This is a genomic window from Paenibacillus sp. WLX2291 (assembly GCF_046603665.1).
In the GTDB taxonomy this organism is placed as follows: Bacteria; Bacillota; Bacilli; order Paenibacillales; family Paenibacillaceae; genus Saccharibacillus.
This window is the reverse complement of the sequence record NZ_CP176755.1, coordinates 3149693-3173981: the sequence shown is the minus strand read 5'-3', so window position 1 is coordinate 3173981 and position 24289 is coordinate 3149693. Positions and strand designations below refer to the sequence as shown.

General features: G+C 45.3%; 20 protein-coding genes and 1 pseudogene. 18 read left to right on the top strand and 3 right to left on the bottom strand.

The genetic code is table 11. The features are described 5' to 3' along the window. Nucleotides 1-116 precede the first annotated feature (116 nt). The 9 genes from ACDE64_RS13565 (at nt 117) to ACDE64_RS13525 (ending at nt 12126) form a co-directional block, all read left to right on the top strand. Complete coding sequence (locus tag ACDE64_RS13565) at nt 117-2795, top strand: PBP1A family penicillin-binding protein (protein ID WP_411347157.1); 2679 nt, start codon at nt 117-119, stop codon at nt 2793-2795. A gap of 106 nt (nt 2796-2901) precedes the next feature. Beyond that, nucleotides 2902-3450 carry a DUF402 domain-containing protein gene (locus ACDE64_RS13560; protein ID WP_411342660.1) on the top strand — a complete coding sequence of 183 codons (549 nt, stop codon included), beginning with the start codon at nt 2902-2904 and terminating at the stop codon, nt 3448-3450. A 47-nt stretch (nt 3451-3497) separates the two neighbouring features. Continuing rightward, a complete protein-coding gene (hflX, locus tag ACDE64_RS13555; protein ID WP_411347156.1) occupies nt 3498-4784 on the top strand; it encodes a GTPase HflX in 1287 nt (428 codons plus the stop codon). 240 nt (nt 4785-5024) lie between these two features. After that, entirely contained in the window at nt 5025-6254 is a 1230-nt protein-coding gene (locus tag ACDE64_RS13550) for an aminotransferase class I/II-fold pyridoxal phosphate-dependent enzyme (RefSeq protein WP_411350295.1), read from the top strand. A 904-nt stretch (nt 6255-7158) separates the two neighbouring features. Continuing rightward, a complete protein-coding gene (locus tag ACDE64_RS13545; protein ID WP_188777794.1) occupies nt 7159-7572 on the top strand; it encodes a MerR family transcriptional regulator in 414 nt (137 codons plus the stop codon). Between the two features lie 24 nt (nt 7573-7596). Further along, nucleotides 7597-8925, top strand: a complete 1329-nt coding sequence (glnA, locus tag ACDE64_RS13540; protein ID WP_411342658.1) for a type I glutamate--ammonia ligase — start codon at nt 7597-7599, stop codon at nt 8923-8925. A gap of 167 nt (nt 8926-9092) precedes the next feature. After that, nucleotides 9093-9527, top strand: a complete 435-nt coding sequence (locus tag ACDE64_RS13535) for an ASCH domain-containing protein (RefSeq protein WP_411347155.1) — start codon at nt 9093-9095, stop codon at nt 9525-9527. Beyond that, nucleotides 9524-9754: a hypothetical protein gene (locus ACDE64_RS13530; RefSeq protein ID WP_411347154.1), complete on the top strand. Its 231-nt coding sequence runs from the start codon at nt 9524-9526 to the stop codon at nt 9752-9754. The genes ACDE64_RS13535 and ACDE64_RS13530 overlap by 4 nt, the downstream gene beginning before the upstream one ends. Nucleotides 9755-10014: 260 nt before the next feature. Next, nucleotides 10015-12126 (top strand): CBM35 domain-containing protein, encoded by a 2112-nt coding sequence (locus tag ACDE64_RS13525; protein WP_411347153.1) that lies wholly within the window; start codon nt 10015-10017, stop codon nt 12124-12126. Between the two features lie 304 nt (nt 12127-12430). Here the strand turns inward: ACDE64_RS13525 and ACDE64_RS13520 are convergent, their stop codons facing one another. Beyond that, entirely contained in the window at nt 12431-13378 is a 948-nt protein-coding gene (locus ACDE64_RS13520) for a helix-turn-helix domain-containing protein (protein ID WP_411342654.1), read from the bottom strand. Between the two features lie 307 nt (nt 13379-13685). On the opposite strand from ACDE64_RS13520, the gene ACDE64_RS13515 reads away from it, so the two are divergent. The 4 genes from ACDE64_RS13515 (at nt 13686) to ACDE64_RS13500 (ending at nt 18168) form a co-directional block, all read left to right on the top strand. Then, nucleotides 13686-15071 carry a glycoside-pentoside-hexuronide (GPH):cation symporter gene (locus tag ACDE64_RS13515; RefSeq protein WP_411342653.1) on the top strand — a complete coding sequence of 462 codons (1386 nt, stop codon included), beginning with the start codon at nt 13686-13688 and terminating at the stop codon, nt 15069-15071. Between the two features lie 131 nt (nt 15072-15202). After that, nucleotides 15203-17182: a glycoside hydrolase family 127 protein gene (locus ACDE64_RS13510; protein ID WP_411347152.1), complete on the top strand. Its 1980-nt coding sequence runs from the start codon at nt 15203-15205 to the stop codon at nt 17180-17182. A gap of 57 nt (nt 17183-17239) precedes the next feature. After that, complete coding sequence (locus ACDE64_RS13505) at nt 17240-17473, top strand: hypothetical protein (protein ID WP_411342651.1); 234 nt, start codon at nt 17240-17242, stop codon at nt 17471-17473. Nucleotides 17474-17658: 185 nt separating this feature from the next. Next, nucleotides 17659-18168, top strand: coding sequence for a hypothetical protein (locus ACDE64_RS13500; RefSeq protein WP_411347151.1), 510 nt, complete (start codon nt 17659-17661; stop codon nt 18166-18168). 75 nt (nt 18169-18243) lie between these two features. Here ACDE64_RS13500 and lexA read toward each other — a convergent pair. After that, nucleotides 18244-18869, bottom strand: a pseudogene (lexA, locus tag ACDE64_RS13495) (transcriptional repressor LexA). 479 nt (nt 18870-19348) lie between these two features. Between lexA and ACDE64_RS13490 the strand changes: the two are divergent. From ACDE64_RS13490 to ACDE64_RS13475, 4 genes are all read left to right on the top strand, one after another. Next, a complete protein-coding gene (locus tag ACDE64_RS13490; RefSeq protein WP_411347150.1) occupies nt 19349-19996 on the top strand; it encodes a LysM peptidoglycan-binding domain-containing protein in 648 nt (215 codons plus the stop codon). 193 nt (nt 19997-20189) lie between these two features. Further along, on the top strand, nt 20190-20387 hold the full coding sequence (locus ACDE64_RS13485; protein ID WP_411342648.1) for a DUF896 domain-containing protein: 198 nt from the start codon (nt 20190-20192) through the stop codon (nt 20385-20387). A 201-nt stretch (nt 20388-20588) separates the two neighbouring features. Then, a complete protein-coding gene (locus ACDE64_RS13480; protein WP_411347149.1) occupies nt 20589-21038 on the top strand; it encodes a methyltransferase in 450 nt (149 codons plus the stop codon). Nucleotides 21039-21282: 244 nt separating this feature from the next. Then, nucleotides 21283-22077, top strand: a complete 795-nt coding sequence (locus tag ACDE64_RS13475) for an HAD family hydrolase (protein WP_411347148.1) — start codon at nt 21283-21285, stop codon at nt 22075-22077. A gap of 179 nt (nt 22078-22256) precedes the next feature. Here the strand turns inward: ACDE64_RS13475 and ACDE64_RS13470 are convergent, their stop codons facing one another. After that, entirely contained in the window at nt 22257-22796 is a 540-nt protein-coding gene (locus ACDE64_RS13470; RefSeq protein WP_411342645.1) for a cupin domain-containing protein, read from the bottom strand. Between the two features lie 546 nt (nt 22797-23342). Here ACDE64_RS13470 and rnz point away from each other — a divergent pair. Next, on the top strand, nt 23343-24266 hold the full coding sequence (gene rnz, locus ACDE64_RS13465; RefSeq protein ID WP_411347147.1) for a ribonuclease Z: 924 nt from the start codon (nt 23343-23345) through the stop codon (nt 24264-24266). Nucleotides 24267-24289 lie beyond the last annotated feature (23 nt).

Sequence of the window (24289 nt, the reverse complement as noted above, 5' to 3'; positions counted from 1 at the left end):
AGAGAAGGAATCGGACAACCCCTTTATAAGGGTTGTTCTTTTCTTTCGCATACCTGTCCTGCATACACGTCATGAATTGCACTACATGGTTTACTGAAAGGGAGTCAGAATAAACAATGCCAAGACAGCAACTATCCCGCAGTGACAAAGGTCAAAGTCAGAGTACGAACCGACCGAACCGTCCAAACCGAACAAGCTCTTCCGGCTCGGGATCAGGATCGGGCAACTCGGGTGCCAAAAAGAAAAAGACCAAAAAAATTACAGGCAAACGCGTATTCTGGACATTATTTGCCGTCACTGCACTGGGTATATTTTGTGCGCTTGCCGGCTACCTCTTCATTATGGTAAGCGGGGAAAAAATCTATCAGGCAAACATCAACAAACTCGCGGTCACCGAGCCAACCAAAGTATACGACCGCAATGGAACATTGATTTTGCAACGTAGTATACGCACAGGCGATCCAGTCAAATACGAAGAAATTCCAAAAGAAGTAATCGAAGCCTTCGTGGCAACCGAAGACAGGCGGTTTTTCGACCACCAGGGCGTGGATCTGTGGTCGATCGGTCGGGCAGCGGTACGTGACGTTGTAGCCCGCTCCGCCGTAGAGGGTGGTAGTACAATCACCCAACAGCTTGCCAAAAACGTCTTTTTAACGAATGACAAAACATTTTTCCGTAAGGCAACAGAAGTATCGATCGCATTGGCGATTGAACGTAATATGACCAAAGACGAGATTATTACGACATATCTGAACCGGATTTACTTTGGCTCCGGGGCTTACGGTATCAAGGAAGCGTCCGAAACGTATTTTGGAGTTAGCGACTTGAGTAAACTGAAAACATGGCAGATTGCTACACTAGCTGGTTTGCCGAAGGCACCGTCGCGTTACAGCCCGCAAAGCAATCCTGAGCTGTCACAAGAACGTCGCGCCGTTGTATTGCAGCTCATGCAGCAGCAGGGCTACATTACAGCCGCCGATGAAAAAGAAGCCGAAGAAGTAACGTACAATTACAAATCGCCAGAAAGCAAAAGTGCCAAGTATCAGGCATTTATCGACTATGCGATGCAGGAAGCGGAGGATGCCACTGGTCTGAGCGCGGATGATTTGAACCGCGGCGGATATAACATTTATACGACAATGGACTCCAAGGCGCAGCAAACGCTTGAAGATGCTTTCAAAAACGACGATCTATTTGAGAACAGTCCAGATGATGTCAAAGTGCAAGGTTCGATGGTTATCGTCAACAACGATACCGGCGGACTTGTCGCATTACTTGGTGGACGCGATTATGTGAGCGGCAACTTCAGCCGTGTGACGAGTCATCGTCAACCAGGTTCAGCATTCAAACCAATTATTACGTATGCACCAGCACTGCAAAGTGGCAACTACCATTCCAATTCCATGCTTAGCAATGAAAAGCAATGTTTTGGTACGTATTGTCCGAATAACTTGCATGGTGGCTATTCCAATACGATCAGTATGACAGCTGCGATGGAGGATTCCGTCAACATTCCAGCCGTATGGTTGCTGAATCAGATTGGTATTGATACTGGTATCAATTATGCCAAGTCGGTTGGTTTCGATCTGACTGGCGACGACCGCAACCTGGCAATTGCGCTAGGTGGTCTGAGCAAAGGAACCAATACGCTGGAAATGGCGCAAGCGTACCGTGTATTCGCCGACGGCGGAAATTACACCGCTGCTTACGCTGTGAAAAGCATTACCGATAGCACTGGTGATGAAGTGTACAAAAACAGTGCCAAATCAATCGAAGTACTAGATAAGCAAGCAACCGATGAAATGACTCAAATGCTGCAAAACGTCGTTCAGAATGGTACAGGTAAACGGGCACAGATTAACCGTCCGGTTGCTGGTAAAACAGGAACGACTCAGCATGGTATCTCTGGCTTGAGCAGCAGTGCCAACCGCGATATCTGGTTTGCCGGTTATACCAAGGAGTGGACGGCAGCTGTCTGGATGGGTTATGACAAGCCAGATCGCACGCATCTGCTCAAAGACGGTAGCGGACGGGCAGCAGCATTGTTTGCCGCAGTCATGGGTCCTGCACTGGAAGGATATCCAGTACAGAACTTTGATACCGCCGCAGTACCGCCACCAGTTGTGGAAGAGCCGGAAGAGGAAGAACCGGTGACGCCTTCCGCAGTTACAGGTCTGAGCGCTTCCTTTGATCAGGATAGTCAATCTGTAGCATTGGCATGGAATCCTGTTGAAGGAGCATCCAGCTACACCGTCTACCGTAAGGAAAGTGGAGCAACTGAGTTCAGTGTAATCTCAAGCGGTGGAGCTGAGCCAGTCGCATCCGATGGTGCAGTCACTGCCGGACAAACGTACGATTATTACGTTACCGCAACTACGGCTGACGGAGCGCAATCCGATGCATCTAATACAGTGCAAATTGCGATTGATCAGGCAGAAACGGAACCGCCACCAACCGAGAATCCAGACGGAGTCGTACCGCCAGAAGGCGAGACACCAACTCCACCAACCGGTGAAGAAACACCGGGTACGGATACCAATCCGGGAACGGATAATGGAACAGGTGGTACAGGAGATACCGGAACCAATACCGGTCCAACTGATGGTTCAACCAATAATGGAGGCACCACAACGCCGGATAATAGTCAAAATGGTACGGACGGCAGTGGAACGACCGATGGCACCACAACAACGCCAGGTACGACTACGCCGGGAACGACCACACCACCGGCAGGTACAGGTGATACAGGTACGAATAGTACCGATAATACAACGACCACACCGCCTGCCACGTAACAAACGGCATGATTCAGGCCTCCAATCGTGAAGATTGGAGGCTTTTTTTGAGGGATGACCGCAAATATGCTATTCTGAAGTTACTTTGTAGGAAAGGGACGCTTCCATGAAACGTAAATTTGCAGATCGAGCGAACTGGCGGCGTGTCATACAACGCAGTTATACACGCCGTTATGTAAACAACAATATTTTTACAGGATATGTGACGCTCTACCATATGAACCGTTTGCGCGAACCATTATACAAAATTTATGGAGGCCGGAGATTTTGCATCGCTGCTGCTGAATATTCGTGGATGCAGTATTACCCGGACAATGCCAACTATGTCGTAACCGCCATGTTTGATGATAAGCTGGAGATCATCGAGTGGTATATTGACATCTGCAAAACGCAGGGCATTACCGACCAGGGCGTTCCGTGGTTTGATGATCTGTATCTGGATATTGTAGTCATGAAGGATGGACAGATTTTCCTGCTGGATGAGGATGAGCTAGATGATGCATTGCGTCGCCGGGTCATTACGCAGCAAGATTATGAGCTTGCTCATGCAACCGCCAGACGATTGCTCAAGCAGATCGATGCGCATGCTTTTCCGTTGTTCCCGTTATCGCTGAAGCATCGGCGTAGCCTATTTGGACGGGATCATCACTCCTGAGCATCCGCTTCATTAACGATGTCATAACATACACAAGGGGTATTACCATGAAACAAGGAACACATGATACACAGACCGAGCAACAGGCAAGAGCGGTACTGGTAAGTCTGTATACACAGATGGACAAGCGTAACAATGTAAACGCGGAAGGCTCTATTCAAGAACTCGTCAGTCTAGCGGAGACGGCAGGCGTAGAAGTGCTGGAACAGATGACTCAGAATCGCGAGATGCCGGATGTACGCTGGTTTATCGGTAAAGGTAAAGTGGAAGAATTACGCATTTTGCTGGAAGCTCTCGGCGCCAATACTGTCATTTTCGATCAAGAGCTATCAGGTGCGCAGGTACGTAATCTGGAAGAACATCTGGATGTGAAGATCATTGACCGTACACAGCTCATTCTGGACATCTTCGCCCAGCGTGCCAAAACACGTGAAGGTATTTTGCAGGTGGAGCTGGCACAGTACAGTTATTTGCTGCCGAGACTGTCCGGTCAAGGCAAAAACCTGTCTCGACTGGGCGGCGGGATTGGTACGCGCGGTCCCGGTGAAAGTAAACTCGAAACCGATCGTCGTCATATTCGTACCCGGGTGACTGACCTGAAACGTCAGCTGGAAGAAGTGATGCGTCATCGCGTACTGTATCGGGAACGCCGCAAAAAGTCTGGTGTTTTTCAAGTAGCACTTGTCGGTTACACCAATGCTGGGAAATCGACGCTACTCAAGCAGTTAACATCTGCAGATGTGTACGTGCAAGATCAGCTGTTTGCTACGCTTGATCCGACTTCACGTACACTGGAATTGCCCGGTGGTAAGGAAATTGTACTCACTGATACCGTTGGATTCATCCAGAATCTTCCACACGATCTGATCGCTGCTTTCCGTGCAACATTGGAAGAAGTGAACGAAGCGGATCTGATTTTACATGTCGTTGACGCGTCTTCCGAGCGTCGGGATGAGCAGATGATAGTCGTAGATGAGATTTTGCAGGAATTGGGTGCTGGTAATAAAGATATGGTAGTGCTCTACAATAAATCTGATATGTGTACACCGGATCAATTGGAGATGTTGCCGTCTGATTCTACACATCTGCGCATCAGTGCTTACAACGATGCTGATCTGGAGCGCGTCAGTTTGCTAATTCAGGATCAGCTGGCAGGTGGGAAACGTATCTATCGTATTCCAGCTGAACGTGGCGATCTGATCTCACAGCTGTATACATTCAGCAGCATTGTGGATCAAGAGTACGAAGAGAATGAAGCCATTTTCACGGTCGAAATCAATAAAGTCGATTATGAGAAATTCGGTTACAAGCTGCAAGATTACGAAGTAAAGTGACAAAATTGCGACAATTTTCACAATGACATTTCTTTAAGCTGTCGTTTCGTGTAAAATATGAATCGCGAAAGTTTACATTTTGACATGTCATGATAGAACGGGATACATCGTTCCATGATCTGAACATTAGAACTAACAGGCGTAATAGCCAAACATGAATATGAGATAGCCCGCCCGCATGACCGGGGCGGGCTATCATTGCGGGGAGATAGAGAAATGCCGGTTTTTGACGATACAATTATGGCATGGTCTGCTCAAGCAGATCAGATCATTGACGAAGCGGTTCGCAAGCTGGATCGCATCATTGATGCCAACCAGTGGAAAGTAATCGAAGCTTTTCAAAAACATAAAGTGAGCGATTATCACTTTGCCGGTTCAACCGGGTATGCGTATAACGACCGTGGACGTGAAGTGCTAGAAGAAGTGTATGCAGAAGTGTTCGGTTGCGAAGCCGCATTGGTGCGCCCGCATTTTGCTTCCGGTACGCATACGATTGCAACGGCTCTGTTTGGAGTGCTGCGTCCAGGCGATGAACTGCTATACATTACCGGTCGACCTTACGATACACTGCACAAAGTGATCGGCAAGCCGGGCGATGGCAAAGGATCACTGGCAGACTTCAGTATTACGTATAGCGAAGCTGCACTAGATGAGCATGGGCAAGTCGATTGGCAGGCAGTGGAAGGCAAGCTGAATGAACGAACCAAAGTCATCGGTATTCAGCGTTCACGCGGATACGATTGGCGTTCTTCGTTCACGATTGCAGATATTGAGCAGATGGTACGCAAGATTCGCGAATACCGCTCTGATATCGTGATCTTCGTGGACAATTGTTATGGCGAATTCAGTGAAACGCTGGAACCGACGCAGGTCGGTGTTGACCTGATGGCAGGTTCTCTGATCAAAAATCCGGGTGGCGGTATTGCTGAAACTGGGGGGTACATTTGCGGTAAGCGCGAATACGTGGAGCTGGCATCATATCGAATGACAGCACCGGGAATCGGTGGCGAAGTTGGTGCCATGCTCGGAACGACACGAGGGATTTATCAAGGATTATACATGGCACCGACGATTGTCGGTCAGGCGTTAAAAGGCAGCATCTACGCCGCAGCTATGTTTGAGCTGGCAGGATTCAACAGCAAGCCCGGGTGGAACGAGCCTCGTACGGATCTCATTCAGGCAGTATCGTTTCAACAGGAACAGCAATTGATCGCTTTTGTACAGGGGATTCAGCGGGCAGCAGCAGTAGACAGCCACGTTGTACCAGAACCATGGGATATGCCAGGTTACGAGCATCCGGTCATTATGGCAGCAGGTACATTCATTCAAGGTGGCAGTCTGGAGTTGTCTGCTGATGCGCCGATCCGTGAGCCATATATTGGTTATATGCAGGGTGGATTAACCTTTTCCCATGTAAAACTTGGTGTACTGATGGCATTGCAAACGATGCTAGAACGCAATCTGCTTTAAATAAATATAATAGATATAAAATAAGTATGATATATCTCAACATTGATGCAAGGTATACATGCTAAGCTATAGTTCCGCAACTTGTTGTAATGATTTCATTCATTGATAGGTTGCGGAAATACATTTTTTTATTTCTTTTTTTCTATATGAAGTTCGATAGAATATTTCAATGTATGTATTTTGGCGTTATGATCAATATGGATAAATAAGGAAGCTTGCTCGCTTGCTTATAGGTTATGGATATAAGTTTATTGTAGTAGGCAATAACTGTTGTATTTTAGAAAGATTGTTTCGTTACGCGCAATAGATTGCATATACCAGACTATGTTCACCCTGTCACAAAGTTATGATTATGGATGGGCAGCCACCTCTTTTTATACAAATAAAGTGTAGCATTTTGAACAAGCTATCATTGTCTGCTCGGGATGAGATATTTGCTTACCGGAAGAAAAGCTGCCAGAGAAGGCATAGACGTTACTTGATAGGAAGGGATAGCGGGGAAATTTGTGCCCATTGTAATGTTTGTTACGATGAATATTGGATCAATGTAATATTTCGGTTGTATAGCAACAAACTAGGATTATATGTATAACATGCCTATCCTGAGCAAATGTGAACTTATAAATAGGCATCTCGCCAACATTACATCGTGCAGTAATATTGATAGACAGATTAGCGACCTGACGTGCATTTGACAGGCATCTCATGTTATAATAAGTCTGTGAAAAAGAGAGCTTGCGCATGTATAGAAACTTTCTATCTGTTTGTTTGTTAATCACATGTTAAAGCAATATAAAATTATTGTGAGTTAACTTAACATGTTATTGACGCTCGATATCAGGATATGTACAATAGTAGCAAGAGAAGATAAAGCTAAAATGCGAATTGGAAGGTTGATGAATACATGGGCGATGAAATTCGGAGAAATATGGCGCTATTCCCAATCGGGATCGTCATGAAATTGACAGATCTGTCTGCACGGCAGATTCGATACTATGAACAGCATAATCTGATTGTACCTGCGCGTACATCAGGGAATCAGCGTTTGTTCTCATTTAATGATGTAGAGCGTCTGCTCGAAATTAAAGCACTGATCGAGAAAGGGGTAAATATCGCTGGTATCAAACAAGTGATGAACCCTGTTTCCAAAGAATCGGAAGAAGCAACGGTGATTACGCCAGATACGGAAGAACGTCGCAGGGAATTGTCAGATTCCCAACTTCATCGTATGCTTAAACAGCAACTGGTTACCGGTAAGCGTCCGGGTCAGGTGTCTCTTATCCAAGGGGAATTATCCCGATTCTTCAACAAAAAATAAACAGAGCACAGAGGAGAGGGTAACGTGAGTTTCACGAAGGAAGATATTCTGCGAATTGCGAAAGAAGAAAATGTACGTTTTATCCGATTGCAGTTTACCGATTTGCTGGGCGCAATCAAAAACGTAGAGATTCCCGTAAGCCAGCTGACCAAAGCGCTGGACAATAAAATGATGTTTGATGGATCTTCGATCGAAGGATATGTTCGTATTGAAGAATCCGATATGTACCTGTACCCGGATCTGGACACATGGGTTATTTTCCCATGGGTAACGGACAATCGTGTAGCACGTCTGATTTGTGATGTGTACATGCCGGATGGCACGCCATTCGCTGGTGATCCGCGTGGTGTACTGAAGCGCAACCTGCAAGAAGCTGAAGCGATGGGCTTTACCGATATGATGGTAGGTCCTGAGCCAGAATTCTTCCTGTTCCGCACCGATGCGAACGGTAATCCTACAGAGGAATTGAATGACCAAGGTGGTTATTTCGATCTGGCTCCAACCGATCTGGGCGAGAACTGTCGCCGCGATATCGTTATCACGCTGGAAGAAATGGGCTTTGAAATCGAAGCGTCTCACCACGAAGTAGCACCGGGACAGCACGAGATCGATTTCAAATACGCGCCTGCTTTGTTAGCGGCTGACCAGATTCAAACGTTCAAGCTCGTTGTACGTACGATCGCTCGTCAACATGGACTGCATGCGACCTTTATGCCAAAACCATTGTTCGGCATGAACGGTTCCGGTATGCACTGTCACCAATCCCTTTTCCGTGATGGCGAAAACGCATTCTACGATGAAAGCGACGAGATCGGTCTGAGCGAGATTGCCCGTCATTATATGGCAGGTATTCTAAAACATGCACGTTCCATGGCAGCTGTAACGAATCCTACCGTGAATTCGTACAAACGTCTCGTACCTGGTTATGAAGCTCCTGTATACGTAGCATGGTCGGCGAGCAATCGTAGCCCAATGGTTCGGATTCCGGCTTCCCGTGGTTTGAGCACACGTATCGAGCTGCGCAACCCGGACCCAACCGCGAATCCTTATCTGGCACTGGCTGTTATGTTGAGAGCAGGGCTGGACGGTATTGATCGTCAACTTAACCTGCCTAAACCAATCGACCGTAACATCTACATAATGACTGAAGATGAGCGGATCGACGAAGGCATTCCTAGTTTGCCAGGCGATCTGAAAGAAGCACTGCACGACCTGCTGCGTGATGACGTAATGATCACAGCACTGGGCGAGCATGCAACAGCTCACTTTTATGAGCTGAAAGAGATCGAGTGGGATATGTATCGCACCCAAGTGCATCAATGGGAGCGCGACCAATATATGACGTTGTACTAAAAGGAAAACCTAAAGCCCCGGAGCATGAAGCGCCGGGGTTTTTGATATGATGTTGGAGTATGAAAGTTAGACATTCGTGCTTTAGACGTTCATGCTAACATGCAGAACGAATGATACAAATCAAATGATTAGTAAATCGATATTTAATAATTGGAGGAACTATACCTATGAGAGCAATTACCGTCAGGCAGCCATGGGCAACGTTGCTGGCATTAGGAGAAAAAAAGTATGAGACTCGAAGCTGGAAAACAGCTTTACGAGGAACAATAGCGATTCATGCCGGTAAACAAGTGGACAAAAAAGCGTTACAGAATGAGTATGTTGAAGAGGCACTAGATCGTCATGGGTATTTGACAATAGCGGACTTGCCGAGAGGTTCCATTGTAGCGATAGCGAATTTGACGAACTGTTTACAGGCTACAGAGGGGTTGCAGTCTGGTTGTATGCTGGAAAATGGGCATCAGGTTTCTGATCCAGAATGGACATTTGGAGATTTTACAGTAGGACGATACGCGTGGCAAATGGATATTATTCAGCGATTAGAGACACCGATTGTCGCAAAAGGAAAATTAGGTGTATGGGAATGGGAGGAGATAGTATGATCAAATTATTGGTAGGCTGCACGCTTATTCTGGCTTCAATTATGCTATTATGTACAGGGTTTATCCTTGCAGGGTTAGAAGGAGCAGCTATTTCATCACAGGTTAATGGTGGAGCTTTTACATATCAGATCTTACATGTAGGATTGGGATGGATCGTCATACCTGTGATTTTATTATTGGCGGGAGTAGGCTTGGTTTATTCATCCAGACATCACTTTGATTCATAATAAAGAAGAATAAATGATTTTGTATGCAAACTATAATTACCAATGCTCGGAATATATAGGCACTGTCTGAATAATCACAAGTCGGTAATATACACCCATCCTACGATTTATTAAGTTTACCCCCACTTGGAAAACCAATAACCTATTACTGTAAAGTTATAACTTTTACACCAGTTGATAGGCGTCGGCCAACGTCTGTTGAAAGCGCTACAATTATCGTTTGACCACAATCCGCACTATATTTCGAAAGGTGATGACGAATGAAAAAGATAGCGTGTTTGTTAAGTGGAGCATTATTGCTCAGCCTATTACCTGTATCCGCAAAGCCCGTCTCAGCGGCAGTTCCAACTACATTTACTGTAGATGTATCGGAATCATACAGACCGGTCACCCATGTTGCTTCCGGTTCTTTGTACGGACTGGCAGAAGAGGGTAGACCCGCAGATGATCTAATCGGACCGACTAAGCCAAAAATGTTTACGCAGATGGCACCGGATGGTAGGCAGTTGCCGAATGGGGAAACGACACCTATTGGGGATGCGTTGAAGGTAGCTGATATTGCTAAGCGCAATGGAGCGGAAGTTATGATTCGTATGCCGGATATTTATCCTGATTTTCCGTATCGCTGGGTAAGTTGGGACGATTGGTATGCTAAGGTAGATCATATTGTACAGGCACGACTGCAATCTGGAGCGGATAACATTTATGGATATGAGCTATGGAATGAACCGGACTGGACTTGGAATGCCAACGCTGCTGGTTCTTTTAACGAAGCATGGAAAAAAACTTACCTGCGCGTCAAGCAACTTGACTCATCTGCCAAAACGGTAGGTCCAAGTATCAGTAAGTATGATGAAGCATGGATTCGCAATTATTTGACCTATGCTAGGGATAACAACGTATTGCCGGACATCATTTCATGGCATGAACTAGGGGACCCAGAAGGGAATCATCGCGATACACCAGCAACGGGCTATATTTCCGATCATGTAGCTTCTTATCGTGCATTGGAAAAAGAACTTGGTATTAGCCCACGACCGATCAGCATTAACGAATACGGCGTGATCGCAGAGCAAGCAGTGCCGGGGAGTATGGTACGCTATATTGCCGAATTTGAGCGAACCGGTGTGGATACCGCCAATATTGCATTCTGGTTCCGTCCGGGGCGTCTAAGCAATCTAGTAACAGATACCGGACAAAAAAATGGTGCCTGGTGGCTGTACAAATGGTACGGCGATATGTCGGGACAAATGGTGATGACCACTCCGGCTGATCCTCGTGCTGTCGATCTGGACGGCATCGCCAGTGTCAATGATAGTAAGCAGCAGGTAAATGTAGTATTTGGCGGCGGTACTGGCAATCACAATGTTGTGGTCAAGGGGTTAGATGCGCTATCTTCCTTTTCCGGTACAGCGCATGTGAAGCTGGAGAGTACACCGTGGTATGGGGTCGATACTGCTGTACCGAATACGACTAGCGAGTTTAGTGGCAATTTCCATATTCAAAATGGACAGATTACGGTCCCAGTTACGAATATGAAAGCCTCGACGGGCTACCAACTCATCGTGACACCAGGTGAGCAAAATGATGTAAATCGCTATGAAGCAGAGCAAGCAGACGTTCATGATGCTGCCGTATTATCGAATAAACAGGCATCTGATGGTGGGTACGTCGGCACGATTGATCATGAAGATAGCTATGTACAATTCGCTGTCCAAGCACCAACGGCTGGCGATTATCAAATGACTGTCGGCTATGCCAATGGCGGCTCGGCAACCGCAACACATACATTGACTGTAAACGACAATACGTATGCAACTGTCCACTATCCAACAACTGGTGGATGGCTAGCACAGGGCAATGTATCTGCCATTCAGCAAACCGTTTCGTTGAAGCAGGGACAGAATATCATTACACTGGCTAAAGGAAATGCAGGATATGCTGAGCTAGATTATATTCAATTGCAGCCTGTTGGCGCATTCGATGTCAGACTTGAAGCAGAAAATGCCAAAGTACAGGATGCCAAAGTAGTCGGTAGTTCCTTTGCATCGAATCGTATGTTTGTAGGTAATATCGACAATCCTGATAGTTCGGTTGCGTTTGCGGTATATGCACCAAGCGCTGGAACGTACAGTATGGATGTCGGTTATGGCAATGGTACAAGCGCTACGTCCACACATACGCTGACTGTCAATGGGCAGGTGCAAAACGCAGTATCGTATCCGGTTAGCGGTGGCTGGATCTCGAATGTTCCGAATGCTGGTACACGCAAAGTGCTGACAGTACCCGTTACACTGAAGCAAGGCGACAATACGCTTGTGTTTGGCAAAGGCACTGGATATGCGGAATTGGATTATATTCAAATTCGTTAATTTGAAATTCGCTGCTGCGTTTTTCAGTTCACCAGCTTCTCGGCGCATACCATCTGCGATTACACAATTAAGCATGAAATATTCAGTAATCCAATATGCAATGAGTAAGCATTTAATTATGCACGATAAGAGAAGCTGGCATTGCGCTGGATGAATTTTCAATAGCAAATGGTTAGAAAAAAGCCCGGCATATCCTCGTTGTACGAGATGCGCCGGGCAATGTATTATCTTTTTCTATAAGCCTTCCCTAGTCGAATCAGTCTGATCTTCAAGTGTTTATTCCGTTCCAGATTTTGAGAAAAAATCAATCCTCACGCAAGTGAGCAGGTAGCGGAATATCTGGGTCAACGGTAACGGTGTTAATGTACGTATTCGTATACGTATCACGGAACTGTGTCGGCGTCATGCCAACATAGTTTTTGAACAATTTCATCAAGTACTTCTCATCGCGGAAATGTAGCTCATAAGCAATCTCCTTGATCGACTGGTTCGTCGTGCAGAGCAGTTCTTTTACCAGACTGAGTTTGAGCGTATTAATATAGCGGATCGTGCTCATGCCTAGATTTTTCTTAAATAAACGAGTGAGATGATCGGAATTGAAGCAGAACGTATCCGCCACTTTTTGCACAGTCAAGTCATGATATATATTGACGCGAATCCATTCCAGAATCTGCATGAATTTCTGATTATGTTCTTTGTTCAATAGCTGATGATGTAGCAGCGGCTCCATGTACTTATCCGTCAATTCAATCATTAGCGCTGTGACTAGATAATCGACCGCATAAGTGCTGTAATACGATGTATTGGAAATATCGAGAATTTGCTTCATTAACATCAATGGCTTGTCCAGATACGTCAGCGAAAAGAAATCCGGTAAGCATACATACGCATTCGTCTCATCCCGTTGTTCGGTTAACGTACTTCCCAGCAGTCGATTGGCAAAGGTATCGCCTGCTTCTGTCACAATACCTTGACGCGGAATAAAATGTAGCCAGAAAAAGCTAGCGCCAGCTATCGATGATGCATAACCGAAGTATTCCACCTGTGGCTGAATCAGCAATACATCGCCATGTTTGATCTCATACCGCTGATCGCCGACTTGCAAATAAACCGTTTCTTTTAGACCAATGATCAGCTCGTAATCCTTTTCCATATTCATTTTCTTATGCTTCCAGCCTTCATCACTGACAAATTGACCACATTTATAATACGCGAGTGGACGTTCAATATTCATTTTCCATACTGGTTTCATTGTAGATCAAGGTCACTCCTTACCAGAATATCAGTTTTAGACAGGAAAAGTCGGATTCATACACTAATTAAATCAGTATAATCTTAAAATACGTTGTTAACAGTCATTATAGCATGAATGTATACGGTTTTACGTAACAATTCTGAAATACAAATAGTCGCAAATATACACCTTTCCTACGAAATCCTAAGTTTATCACCACTCCGAAAGCGCTTACGATAAAAGAACCGGATGACGTGAATAATATACATACATCGCTACGGCATCCATCTGGTACGTGGTCACTAGTAAACAGGAGGTTACACCTATGGAACAACGATCCGATCTTTCACCAGAGCAGCATCCGTCCTTGCGCACAGACAAAGTCCCATTTCATCGCAGAATTAGTTATGCGCTTACAGACACTGGTGGCAATTTGCTGTACAGCATCATTGGTGGATATTTATTGTACTTTTATACCGATGTATTCGGTCTATCAGTTGGGGTAGCGGGAGCGCTGCTACTGATTACCCGACTGGTTGATGCGATCGACGCGCCGCTATGGGGCATTATCGTCGATCATACGAAGTCCAAATATGGGCAAAGTCGTCCGTATTTTCTATGGCTTTGTTTTCCGTTTGCTGTGTTTACGATTCTGACGTTTACAACGCCAAATCTGGATGGCACATGGAAAATCGTATATGCCAGTGTGACGTATATTTTGGCAGGCATTGCGTATACAGGCATCTCAACGCCAATCACATCTATATTGCCGAATTTGAGCCGAGATCCGAATGAACGGGTTGTATTGAATTCATTTCGGATGGTCGGTGGCAATATCGGTAACTTTGCAGCGGTGACGTTTACGTTGCCATTGGTAGCATTTCTCGGTGGCGGCAACGATCAAAAAGGGTTTTTCTGGACATTATGTCTGTTCGGTGCTGTCTCGATTGTGATGTTTCTGATCGCATTTGGTAACTTGCGTGAGATCAATACAGAAAAGATCAAAACAATTCCGCTACGCTCCAGCTTGAAAGCTCTTCGTGGCAATTGGCCGTGGATGTTGCTTGTGGCTGCCAATTTGCTGTTCTGGATCGCACTCACAATCCGTACATCCACACTAGTTTATTATTTTGAATACAATATCGGTCAGAAAAATCTGGTGCCACTCATCAACGGCATCTCAATCATTCAAGTGCTGGGCATGGTGTCGATTCCGTTTATCGTGAAATATACGAACAAGCAGTTAACGATGATTCTCGGCTTTGTGCTGGCGGCGGGTGGGCAACTGATTCTGTTTGCTGCTCATGGGCATATGTCTACACTGATTGTTGGCTGGATTATCGCTTGTATCGGTTCAGGTATTGCCTGTTCCATGCCGTTTGCCATGCTGTCAGATACGGTGGATTATGGCGAATGGAAAACTGGGCTGCGTGCTAGCGGTATTCTGACGGCGATTGGCAGCGCCTTTTGCATCAAGGCAGGTTCCGGTCTCGGCGGCTTTATTCCGACCCAATTTATGTCAGCGTTCGGTTATGTGCCTAACGTAGCGCAAAGTGCACAATCGCTATCTGGTATTCAATTCGTATTTATCTGGCTGCCAGCGATTGTATTCGCGCTAGGCATCATTCCGATGATCTTTTACCGGCGATTTGAACGCAAAGAAAGCTTTGTTCGCAAACAGCTGATCCAAAAGCAAGAGCAGCAAATCTAAGCAAAGACAATACAGTTAGCAAACATAGCACATGTAGCCAACATAGCGTATGCAGTCCTATGTACGTGCAATTCACAAGAAATGACAACAGATAAGTACAAAAAGAAACCGTGTGGAGAGGAGCCATTTCGATGTCTTTACAACTGAAACAATTCACTATTACCGATCCCTTCTGGTCTCATTATCGCGAGCTAGTACGCACCGAAATGATTCCGTATCAGTGGAATGTACTGAATGACAATGCCAATATCGTTATCGAAAAAGAGCGTAACGATGAAACGATTCCATCCGAGAAAAGTCATGCAATCGAGAACTTCAAAATTGCTGCTGGACTGAAGCAAGGCAGTCATTATGGCTGGGTATTTCAAGATAGCGATGTGTATAAATGGTTGGAAGCGGTCGCGTATTCGTTATCCTTTCATCCAGATCAGCATTTGCAGGAGCTAGCAGATGGTGTCATAGATCTGATTGCGCTGGCGCAGGAAGAGGACGGGTATCTCCATACGTATTTCTCCATTGAAGAACCGGAACGCCGATTCAAAAAACTTGCCGAAAGTCATGAGCTGTACTGTGCAGGACATTTTATCGAAGCGGCAGTCGCTTATTATGAATCAACTAACAGTGAAAAAGCCTTGTCCATCGCTTGCCGTCTTGCAGATTGCATTGATCATCATTTTGGCAAGGAAGCAGGCAAAATTCACGGCTATGACGGTCATGAAGAAATTGAGCTAGCTCTGACTCGTCTGTATGCGTTGACAGGTGAATCACGTTATCTGGAATTAAGCCGTTACTTTTTGTATGAGCGTGGCACAGATCCTACCTTTTTTGCCAGACAGCATGCGGCAGATCCAGGTACTCGTCCGGTAATTGAAGGTATGCAGCATCGTCCGCTTGAGTATTATCAGGCGCATAAGCCGATTTTGGAACAGGAAACCGCAGAAGGGCATGCGGTGCGGCTGGTGTATCTATGTGCTGGGATGGCAGATGCTGCACATCTGGCGGGAGATGAACAGATGCTGGCAGCCTGTCGTCGACTGTGGAACAATCTCGTAAGCAAGCGTATGTACATTACCGGTGGTATTGGCTCTACAGTGGATGGTGAAGCGTTCACACTGGATTATGATCTGCCCAACGATACGATGTATTGCGAAACATGCGCTTCGATCGGTTTGATCTTTTTCGCCTTCACGATGTTAAAAAATGAAGTCAAATCGCAGTACGCCGATGTATTGGAGCGTGCGCTATACAATACGGCGATCGGCGGCATGGCGCTGGACGGCAAGCACTTTTATTATGTGAATCCACTGGAAGTGCGTCCAGAGAACAGCATCCACGATCCAGGCAAAAGTCATGTCAAATTCACGCGTCCCGCCTGGTTCGGTTGCGCCTGCTGCCCACCCAATCTGGCACGTCTGCTCACATCGCTGCACAAGTATGTGTATACCGTGGATGCTGAGCATCAGATTATTCATACGCACCTGTACGTAACAGGTACAGTTCATCTGGAATTAAACGGTCAGCAAGTGCAGCTACAACAGCATAGCCAGTTGCCGTGGGAAGGGCAGGTGCACATGAGTATCCATACTGCTGAACCAGTAGCCTTTACACTTACGCTACGTGTTCCATATTGGGCAGATGGCTATACGCTTCAGATAAACGGCGAATCAGTCATCGCAGAGCCGCAGGATGGATATATAGCACTGCATAGAGTATGGCAGGATGGGGATCAGATCAAACTGATTTTGCCGATGGATATTCGTCAGTATGCGGCGCATCCATTAGTACGAAGCGATCAGGGCAAGCTGGCGATTGGGCGCGGACCGCTCATGTATTGCGCAGAAGAAGAGGATAATGGTGACAATCTACATCTCATTCGAGTATCGCCTGAAGCGGAGTACACGTACCAGTTCCAGCCGGAGTTACTCGGAGGCGTAGGTGTGATTCAAGTAGAGGCGCAGCAGCGACAGCAGATTGCAGCGGAGTGGGCAGGTGAATTGTACCGTTCATTTGTAAAGGAAACATATCTCCCGCATACTTTGACACTGATTCCGTATTACAGCTGGGCGAATCGCAAGTCTGGTGAAATGCAAGTCTGGCTGCATACATCCTAATCAGATGCTGCACAGCAGATCATTACTACTAACAAAGGCAAAAGGAGGACATCTTGCATGCGGAATAAAGTGAATATCCATCCCGCTACATTTGCAGGGCAGGTCATCACTGGTTACGTATCTCAACAACAGCATGCCGAAGCGATTGCAAAGGATCATCTGGCACTGTATTTAAATGCCTATTTTCTAGCAGAAAAGTTTAACACCATGGAAAACCAACTGGCGGAAAAGGCAGAGAATAAAGATTTCAAAGCATTAATGGCTAAAGTGCTGGAAACGAAATTATTTTAAACAGAACTACTACAAACCTGAATATTTTAAAAGAGGCATATCATATTAGCACATCTGCATAATCGTCTGAAGCTACACCGGTGTATGATCATACACCGGTGTTTGCTGTCCTCTTTTTCAATAAAAGCTGATTGGTAGCCATAACATATCCACCTCATTATGCCGAAGATAGGAATATCTGCCTCATGGGTAATATAGTTCAGCAGGACAAGCAAACACTGGAAAAACAAACCATTCATCTGCGGCTATGCCTGCATTGTCAAGGAGGAAAAGCGATGGACGAAGAAGTAAGAGAACGATTGACGCTTGTATACGAACAGCATTTGAGAAACTTAACTGCCCGTTTGAAACAGCTGTATACGATTGATAATCCGCTTCATGAAAATAATGTATCCGGCGAAGAAGTCATTGACGTACGGCATGAATATGAAGTATGCCGCAGGTTAGAGGACATCTATAGCGCTGTCGAGCGCACCGGTGTGCCGCAAGGGCAGACGTATGAAGATTATAGCTCCTATATGTTTCACGCCAGCAAAGCCAAAGATGTGTTCAGCGCCAAAATTGAGGAACTAGAACGTCAGCATCATGCCGAGATTACTAATATCAACGCACTTATGCAAATGTTCCGGATGGAATTGGCACGATTGAAAAAGGGTGATATCGGTGAGCAGCAAGTAGCAGCGAGGCAAGGATAACATAAATAAGCACAAAAAAGACTCCTGATGTGATGATCAGAAGTCTTTTTGTAATGCAGCTGATACCGGGCAGAATCAGTGCAAATTACGGAACAATCCAACCACTTTACCAAGAATGGTAACACGGGTCAGGCGCAACGGCTCGTATGTTGGATTCTCCGGTTGAAGACGAATATGGTCTTTTTCCTTATAAAAGGTTTTGACAGTTGCTTCGTCATCTTCGGTCATCGCAACAACGATATCGCCGTTATCCGCGGTTTGTTGCTGACGAACGATCACATAATCACCGTTGTGAATACCGGCTTCGATCATACTGTCGCCAATAACGGAAAGCATGAAAATTTGGTTATCACCATAAATTGCTGTGGCAGTGGGAAGTAATCTTCAATATGCTCAGTTGCAGTAATCGGCACACCAGCAGTTACTTTACCGATGATTGGTACACGAGATACCGATTGCGCAAACAAAAGATTATTTTCGGACTCTTCCTGACCAAGCAGCTCAATCGCACGTGGTTTAGTCGGGTCGCGACGGATCAAGCCTTTCTTCTCCAAACGATCAAGGTGACCGTGTACAGTGGAGCTGGAGGCAAGACCGACCGCTTCGCCGATCTCACGAACGGATGGCGGATAGCCTTTCAGTTTTACTTCATTCCGGATAAATTCCAGAATCGCCTGTTGGCGGCTAGAAATCTTGGACATACCGTATCAACCCCAATACTAGTAACGTTTGGGAAAAGTATAACACGGAACTACCGTTCGCACAAACATAAGTTCTAAAATTTAGCAAGAATATATAAAATGCGAACAAAAGTTACATGGAATCACCTGCATTTCAAAGAATGACCTGCATTTAAAAAAAAAAATAAATAATCAATCGTTGAATCTCAATAATTACAGATCGCTGTATCTAAATATAAAGATTCAACTATACGCAATTATGAATGTAGCAACTACAACTACAACTACAACTACATAATTTATCGATATAGAAAGTAAAAGGGCAACTTACAAACGGAGATTATTCAGTACTGTAGACTCTATTCAATTATAGGAACGGGTATTCGGTATTGTTTTGAATAAAAAGCGAACAAAGGTTCGAAAAAGTGCTTGATCAAAACATATGTTCGTGTTATATTCTTTTCAGGAAAACAAGAACAAACGTTTGGAGCGTGAAGCACATGCTAAAATATTCTACATATAAAAGTATCCACCAACAAGAACAGGAATCGCAAACCATCGAGCCTATCGTCAAAGGAACAGACCAAGGTTCTTCTCATACAACTTCTGCCGCATCGAACATCTCCGCATCTTCTATTTCTACATCTCGCTCAGGCAATATCCGTCAGAATTCAGCAGTACGCAATCCAGCATCGCCCCAAGAACCAGCAGTGACCGAATGGACGTATGTCTCCGGTGAGAACAAACGTCAATCATCCGGTACACGCAAGTCGCATCGCACCTTCCGGCAGAAAACGCTAGAACTGATTCAGATGACCGCGCGCAAATCGCTAAATAGTAAAAAGAAACGCAAACGTCCATCTCGCAAGTCGAATTGGAATTCCACCGGACGCATGTTTGTCTGCCTGCTGTTCGCGAGTGTATTGCTGTATGGCGGAGTACAACACTTTGTAGTCGCGGACGAATCTCCGGCGATGAAGCAACATGTAATCGTATCTGACGGTGACAGCCTGTGGGCGATTGCTTCTCAATACAAAGCACCAGATGCTGATATTCGCGATTACATCGCAGAGATTCGGGATGAGAACAATTTGGCGACCAGCGAGATTCAAAGCGGTGACGTATTGGTGATTCCGAACCAACGATAATAGGAACACGCAAGCAAGTTACTTCCTACTACTTAATATGATAGTTTTGATATGCTTGATCTAACAGTTAACGAACCGGTTCTCCTCCGGTTTTACATATATGCCATATTGGTGGCTTGTCACGGTGTGAATAACCTTGACAAGCTTTTTTTTACATGTCAAAGTTAGAAAAGAGAGTTTTGGGAGGGTAGTTATGGACATCGATGTAATCATTGCACGCATTAACGAATTGGCACGTAAAAAGAAGGAATCCGGTCTAACTGAAGAAGAAACAGTAGAACGTGATGAACTCCGTGCCGTTTATCTTGGCAACATCCGCCGCAATTTCCGTCAGCAACTAGACACGATCGAATGGGTCGAGGACAGTGAAACGGAAGAAAAGGGCAAATAAACGACGGGCTGACCCGTCCAATCCGGTTATGATCATCGACGCAATAACCATATAGGGATGTCGCAGCTGATCCATGATCAAGCCCCGGCATCTTCTTTTATTTGCGGCGTTTGTCTGTATTTGAGCGTGCAGAAACTGCTTTTGGACTCTGCATGTCTGAATAGAAGTAATATTCATCAATTTTATTTAGGGGGAAATGCGATGTCCCGTTCCTGGGAAAGGCAAGTCAAACGCAATACGAAGCAAGTGAACGATCGCCGCAAAAAAGCCGGTCAAGATCGAATCGGTAGTAACGGCACCAGTAATACCACATCCGAATTTACCACATACAAAGGACGCAATTTTGTGTTCCCGGCAACGCTCGTTCTGCTCGGAGTTGTATACGGTATCATGGGGATTATGTATCCAGCGACCAATAGTAGCACCATCTTGTTTGTTGTGACTGTTCTGCTGTATGTATTCCTCGGAGTCGTTCTGTACTTCCGTCGTCCATATTTGAAAATCGGCAAAGACTCCCTGATTACGACTAAGTTTAACCGTGATCGTATCATCACCGCTGACAAAGTGAAGAAGATTCGTTTGCAAAAAGGCTATGTCGTTATTGAGCACAGCACCAAAGGTGGCGCATGGGTATTCGCACACGTACGCTGAATCGTTATGATACAGCAGCGATGGCAGAGCATCTGCGTATGTTCGCAGCACAGCACCACATTACGATCGAAGATAAACTGTAACATTGTCATACCACTATATGATTTACAATAAATGAATGAAATTAGAGTAACAGGTATATCGGAGAGACAGAGGATATGAAGGTTGTTAGATCATATGCTGTGCTCTTGATTGCCTGTTTCGCTATATCGATATGCTTAACTATCGCCGGGAGGGTTTGAACTTGACTATTGAAGCTGTTTTGTTTGATTTGGATGATACGCTGTTGTGGGATGAACGCAGTATTGAAGAAGCATTTGAGCAAACCTGTTTGTTTGCTGCCGAGCAGGCAGGCGTGGATACAGTCGAATTGGAAGTCGCTGTGCGTCGTGAAGCGCGTGCGTTATATGAATCGTATGAGACGTTTCCGTTTACCCAGATGATTGGTATTAATCCATTTGAAGGTCTATGGGCACAATTCAGCGCTGGCGATCAACCGGAATTTCGTGAATTGGAACGCATCGCACCGATCTATCGCACCGAAGCTTGGCGCAGAGGTTTGAGTGCAGTTGGTGTAGAAAATGAAGAACTGGCTCAATTGCTGGCAGATCGTTTTGTACAGGAACGTCGCAATCGTCCGCATATGTATGAAGAAACGCTGCAAATTCTCGGTGAATTACAGGGCAAAGTGAAACTGCTGCTGCTGACCAATGGTTGTCCGGCATTGCAACAGGAGAAGCTGGACGGCGTACCAGAGCTGGCACCGTTTTTTGATCACATTCTCGTATCTGGCGCATATGGCAAAGGCAAACCAGATCCGTCGATTTTCCATCATGCGCTGGAGCTGCTGCACGTTCAGCCGGAACAGGCGCTAATGGTAGGTGATAAGCTAACGACCGATATCAAAGGTGGGCTGGCAGCTGGCATCAACACGGTATGGTTGAATCGCAATGCCAAAACCAATGATAGCGATATTCAGCCGAATTATGAAATCAAGCATTTGAGTGAGATTCACCAGATATCTGAACAGCTTGTATAATATAGCGCTAGAATAGCAAGACAATATGGAAACACAAATACGCTCCCGCAGCATAAAGGATAACCCTTTTGCGAATCGGGAGCGTGGTTCTTTTATTCATGGACTATACATCATAGAGGATGCAGATGATCATTCTATCCGTTATAGCCGGAATACATAATATTTATCGAAGCGATGGCTTAGGCTTTTTGGAACGAAGAATCTGCAAATGGATGTGCCACCCAGCCGTCTGTTTCTACAAACAGGCGCACAGCGACGATTTTACGGTTTTCGACTAGTGTGAAGAAGTGAGGCGTATTTTCCGGTACAGAGATTACATCGCCTGGCTCCAGTTCTACATCAAAGTAGCCGTGTTCCGGGCTTTTGATGATGAAAATACCGTTACCCGATACAATTGCACGGATCTCATCTTCGGTATGAGTATGAATCTCTTCGAATTTGGCAAGCTTCGCTTCCAGATCCGGTGTTGCTTCGGACAGGGTAATAACATCCCATGTACGATAGCCGCGGCGTGCAGACAAGTCTTTGATTTCAGATTCAAATGTATTCAGCACTTCTTGCTTTTGCTCATCTGTCAGGGAGAAGTTCTCACTCAGCTCGGAAGCGAGTTTGGATACATCCCATTTCTCATACACAACTTCATGCTGGTTCAAAAACGCCAGTACGTTGTCATCACCGGAAATTCTTTCATCCGTATTTCTAATTCTGATTTCAGCCATCGGATTACCCTTCTTTCCTTGGTTTTTTAAGTATTATAAAAGATATGTTGAACCTTGTCGATAGTTTCATTAAAAACTCATTATGATTTTAAGCTGATACATAGCGAATATTGAGAAATGCAGCTTTAATCTTAAAAATGCAAGTTTATGCAAGTGTTACGTTTGATCATATAGCAGCTTGATGTTAGGTTCAAGTCTCATTTATACGTTGGCATCAGAAAATGCATAGTAGGAAAAGGAACAGCAGAATCAGAGAGACATATATCAAACAATCGTGATGTAAATAGCAACATATTCATTTTGCTTATCGCAATATTGGTTAGGGTAAATGAAGCATAAGTTTAGAAAACCAAACAGCTGGTCTCAATATCAACATTGGTTATTAACATTCGTCGCTACCCAGTATAGTCGCTGCCCTGTATATTCTATTTGCTGAACGGCTTTTTACTATACGCATAACATGATATGATAAAGGATATTATCATTTTGCATAAACAAGCATGATTCGTATCATTGTGCTGTTATTATAGAGAGAAGGTTTGACGTATGGAACTTTATTTTCTAGGTACCAATGCTGGTGTGCCTACGCTTCAGCGCAATGTGACCTCGATTGGATTACGGCTATATGAGGAGCGCAAGGCACTGTGGATGTTTGATTGCGGCGAAGGCACACAACATCAGGTACTGCGCTCCCAATTGAAGCTGAGCAAGTTGGAAAAGATCTTCATTACTCATCTGCATGGCGATCATCTGTTTGGATTGCCAGGGCTGCTATCGAGCCGTTCCAATCAAGGCGGTTTGACATCGCTGGATGTGTACGGTCCTCCGGGCATCAAACAGTTCGTCGATACAGCGATGGGACTCAGTCAATCACGCGTAGAATATGAACTGAATGTACATGAGCACGAGGGTGGAGTCGTATTTGAAGACGAGACCTTCCGTGTAGAATCAGCATTGCTGGAGCACCGGATCGATAGCTACGGTTATCGCATCATCGAAAAGGATCGCCCGGGACAATTGAATTTTGAATTATTGAAGCAATATGGGATCAAGCCAGGACCGATCTATGGCAAGCTGAAAAATGGCGGTAGCATTACGCTGGACAATGGCGAGACACTGCATTCTCATCAAGTAGTGGGTGAACCGAAAAAGGGCAAGATCGTTACGATCCTTGGTGATACACGACCATGCGATAATGTGCTGGTGCTAGCCAAAGGCGCCAATATGCTCGTGCATGAAGCGACCTTTTTGCATGATCTAAAAGAAACAGCTCGCAAGTATTATCACAGCACCGCGCTACAAGCAGCGAAGGCAGCTCGTGAAGCTGGTGCGCAGGAGTTGATTTTGACTCATTTTAGCTCCCGATATAAGGACGAAGCGCAGCTTCAGGATCTACTGCAAGAAGCAAAAGCGGTGTTTGAGCATACGGAATTGGCAGTAGAGCATATGCTATTTCCAATAAACGCATAACAAAATAGAAAACAGGTTGCGGT

Excerpts from the sequence above, each read along its gene's own strand:
- ACDE64_RS13565 (WP_411347157.1), top strand. The coding sequence starts at position 117 with ATGCCAAGACAGCAACTATCCCGCAGTGACAAAGGTCAAAGTCAGAGT.
- ACDE64_RS13560 (WP_411342660.1), top strand. The coding sequence starts at position 2,902 with ATGAAACGTAAATTTGCAGATCGAGCGAACTGGCGGCGTGTCATACAA.
- hflX (WP_411347156.1), top strand. The coding sequence starts at position 3,498 with ATGAAACAAGGAACACATGATACACAGACCGAGCAACAGGCAAGAGCG.
- ACDE64_RS13550 (WP_411350295.1), top strand. The coding sequence starts at position 5,025 with ATGGCATGGTCTGCTCAAGCAGATCAGATCATTGACGAAGCGGTTCGC.
- ACDE64_RS13545 (WP_188777794.1), top strand. The coding sequence starts at position 7,159 with ATGGGCGATGAAATTCGGAGAAATATGGCGCTATTCCCAATCGGGATC.
- ACDE64_RS13535 (WP_411347155.1), top strand. The coding sequence starts at position 9,093 with ATGAGAGCAATTACCGTCAGGCAGCCATGGGCAACGTTGCTGGCATTA.
- ACDE64_RS13530 (WP_411347154.1), top strand. The coding sequence starts at position 9,524 with ATGATCAAATTATTGGTAGGCTGCACGCTTATTCTGGCTTCAATTATG.
- ACDE64_RS13525 (WP_411347153.1), top strand. The coding sequence starts at position 10,015 with ATGAAAAAGATAGCGTGTTTGTTAAGTGGAGCATTATTGCTCAGCCTA.
- ACDE64_RS13520 (WP_411342654.1), bottom strand. The coding sequence starts at position 13,378 with ATGAAACCAGTATGGAAAATGAATATTGAACGTCCACTCGCGTATTAT.
- ACDE64_RS13515 (WP_411342653.1), top strand. The coding sequence starts at position 13,686 with ATGGAACAACGATCCGATCTTTCACCAGAGCAGCATCCGTCCTTGCGC.
- ACDE64_RS13510 (WP_411347152.1), top strand. The coding sequence starts at position 15,203 with ATGTCTTTACAACTGAAACAATTCACTATTACCGATCCCTTCTGGTCT.
- ACDE64_RS13505 (WP_411342651.1), top strand. The coding sequence starts at position 17,240 with ATGCGGAATAAAGTGAATATCCATCCCGCTACATTTGCAGGGCAGGTC.
- ACDE64_RS13500 (WP_411347151.1), top strand. The coding sequence starts at position 17,659 with ATGGGTAATATAGTTCAGCAGGACAAGCAAACACTGGAAAAACAAACC.
- ACDE64_RS13490 (WP_411347150.1), top strand. The coding sequence starts at position 19,349 with ATGCTAAAATATTCTACATATAAAAGTATCCACCAACAAGAACAGGAA.
- ACDE64_RS13485 (WP_411342648.1), top strand. The coding sequence starts at position 20,190 with ATGGACATCGATGTAATCATTGCACGCATTAACGAATTGGCACGTAAA.
- ACDE64_RS13480 (WP_411347149.1), top strand. The coding sequence starts at position 20,589 with ATGTCCCGTTCCTGGGAAAGGCAAGTCAAACGCAATACGAAGCAAGTG.
- ACDE64_RS13470 (WP_411342645.1), bottom strand. The coding sequence starts at position 22,796 with ATGGCTGAAATCAGAATTAGAAATACGGATGAAAGAATTTCCGGTGAT.
- rnz (WP_411347147.1), top strand. The coding sequence starts at position 23,343 with ATGGAACTTTATTTTCTAGGTACCAATGCTGGTGTGCCTACGCTTCAG.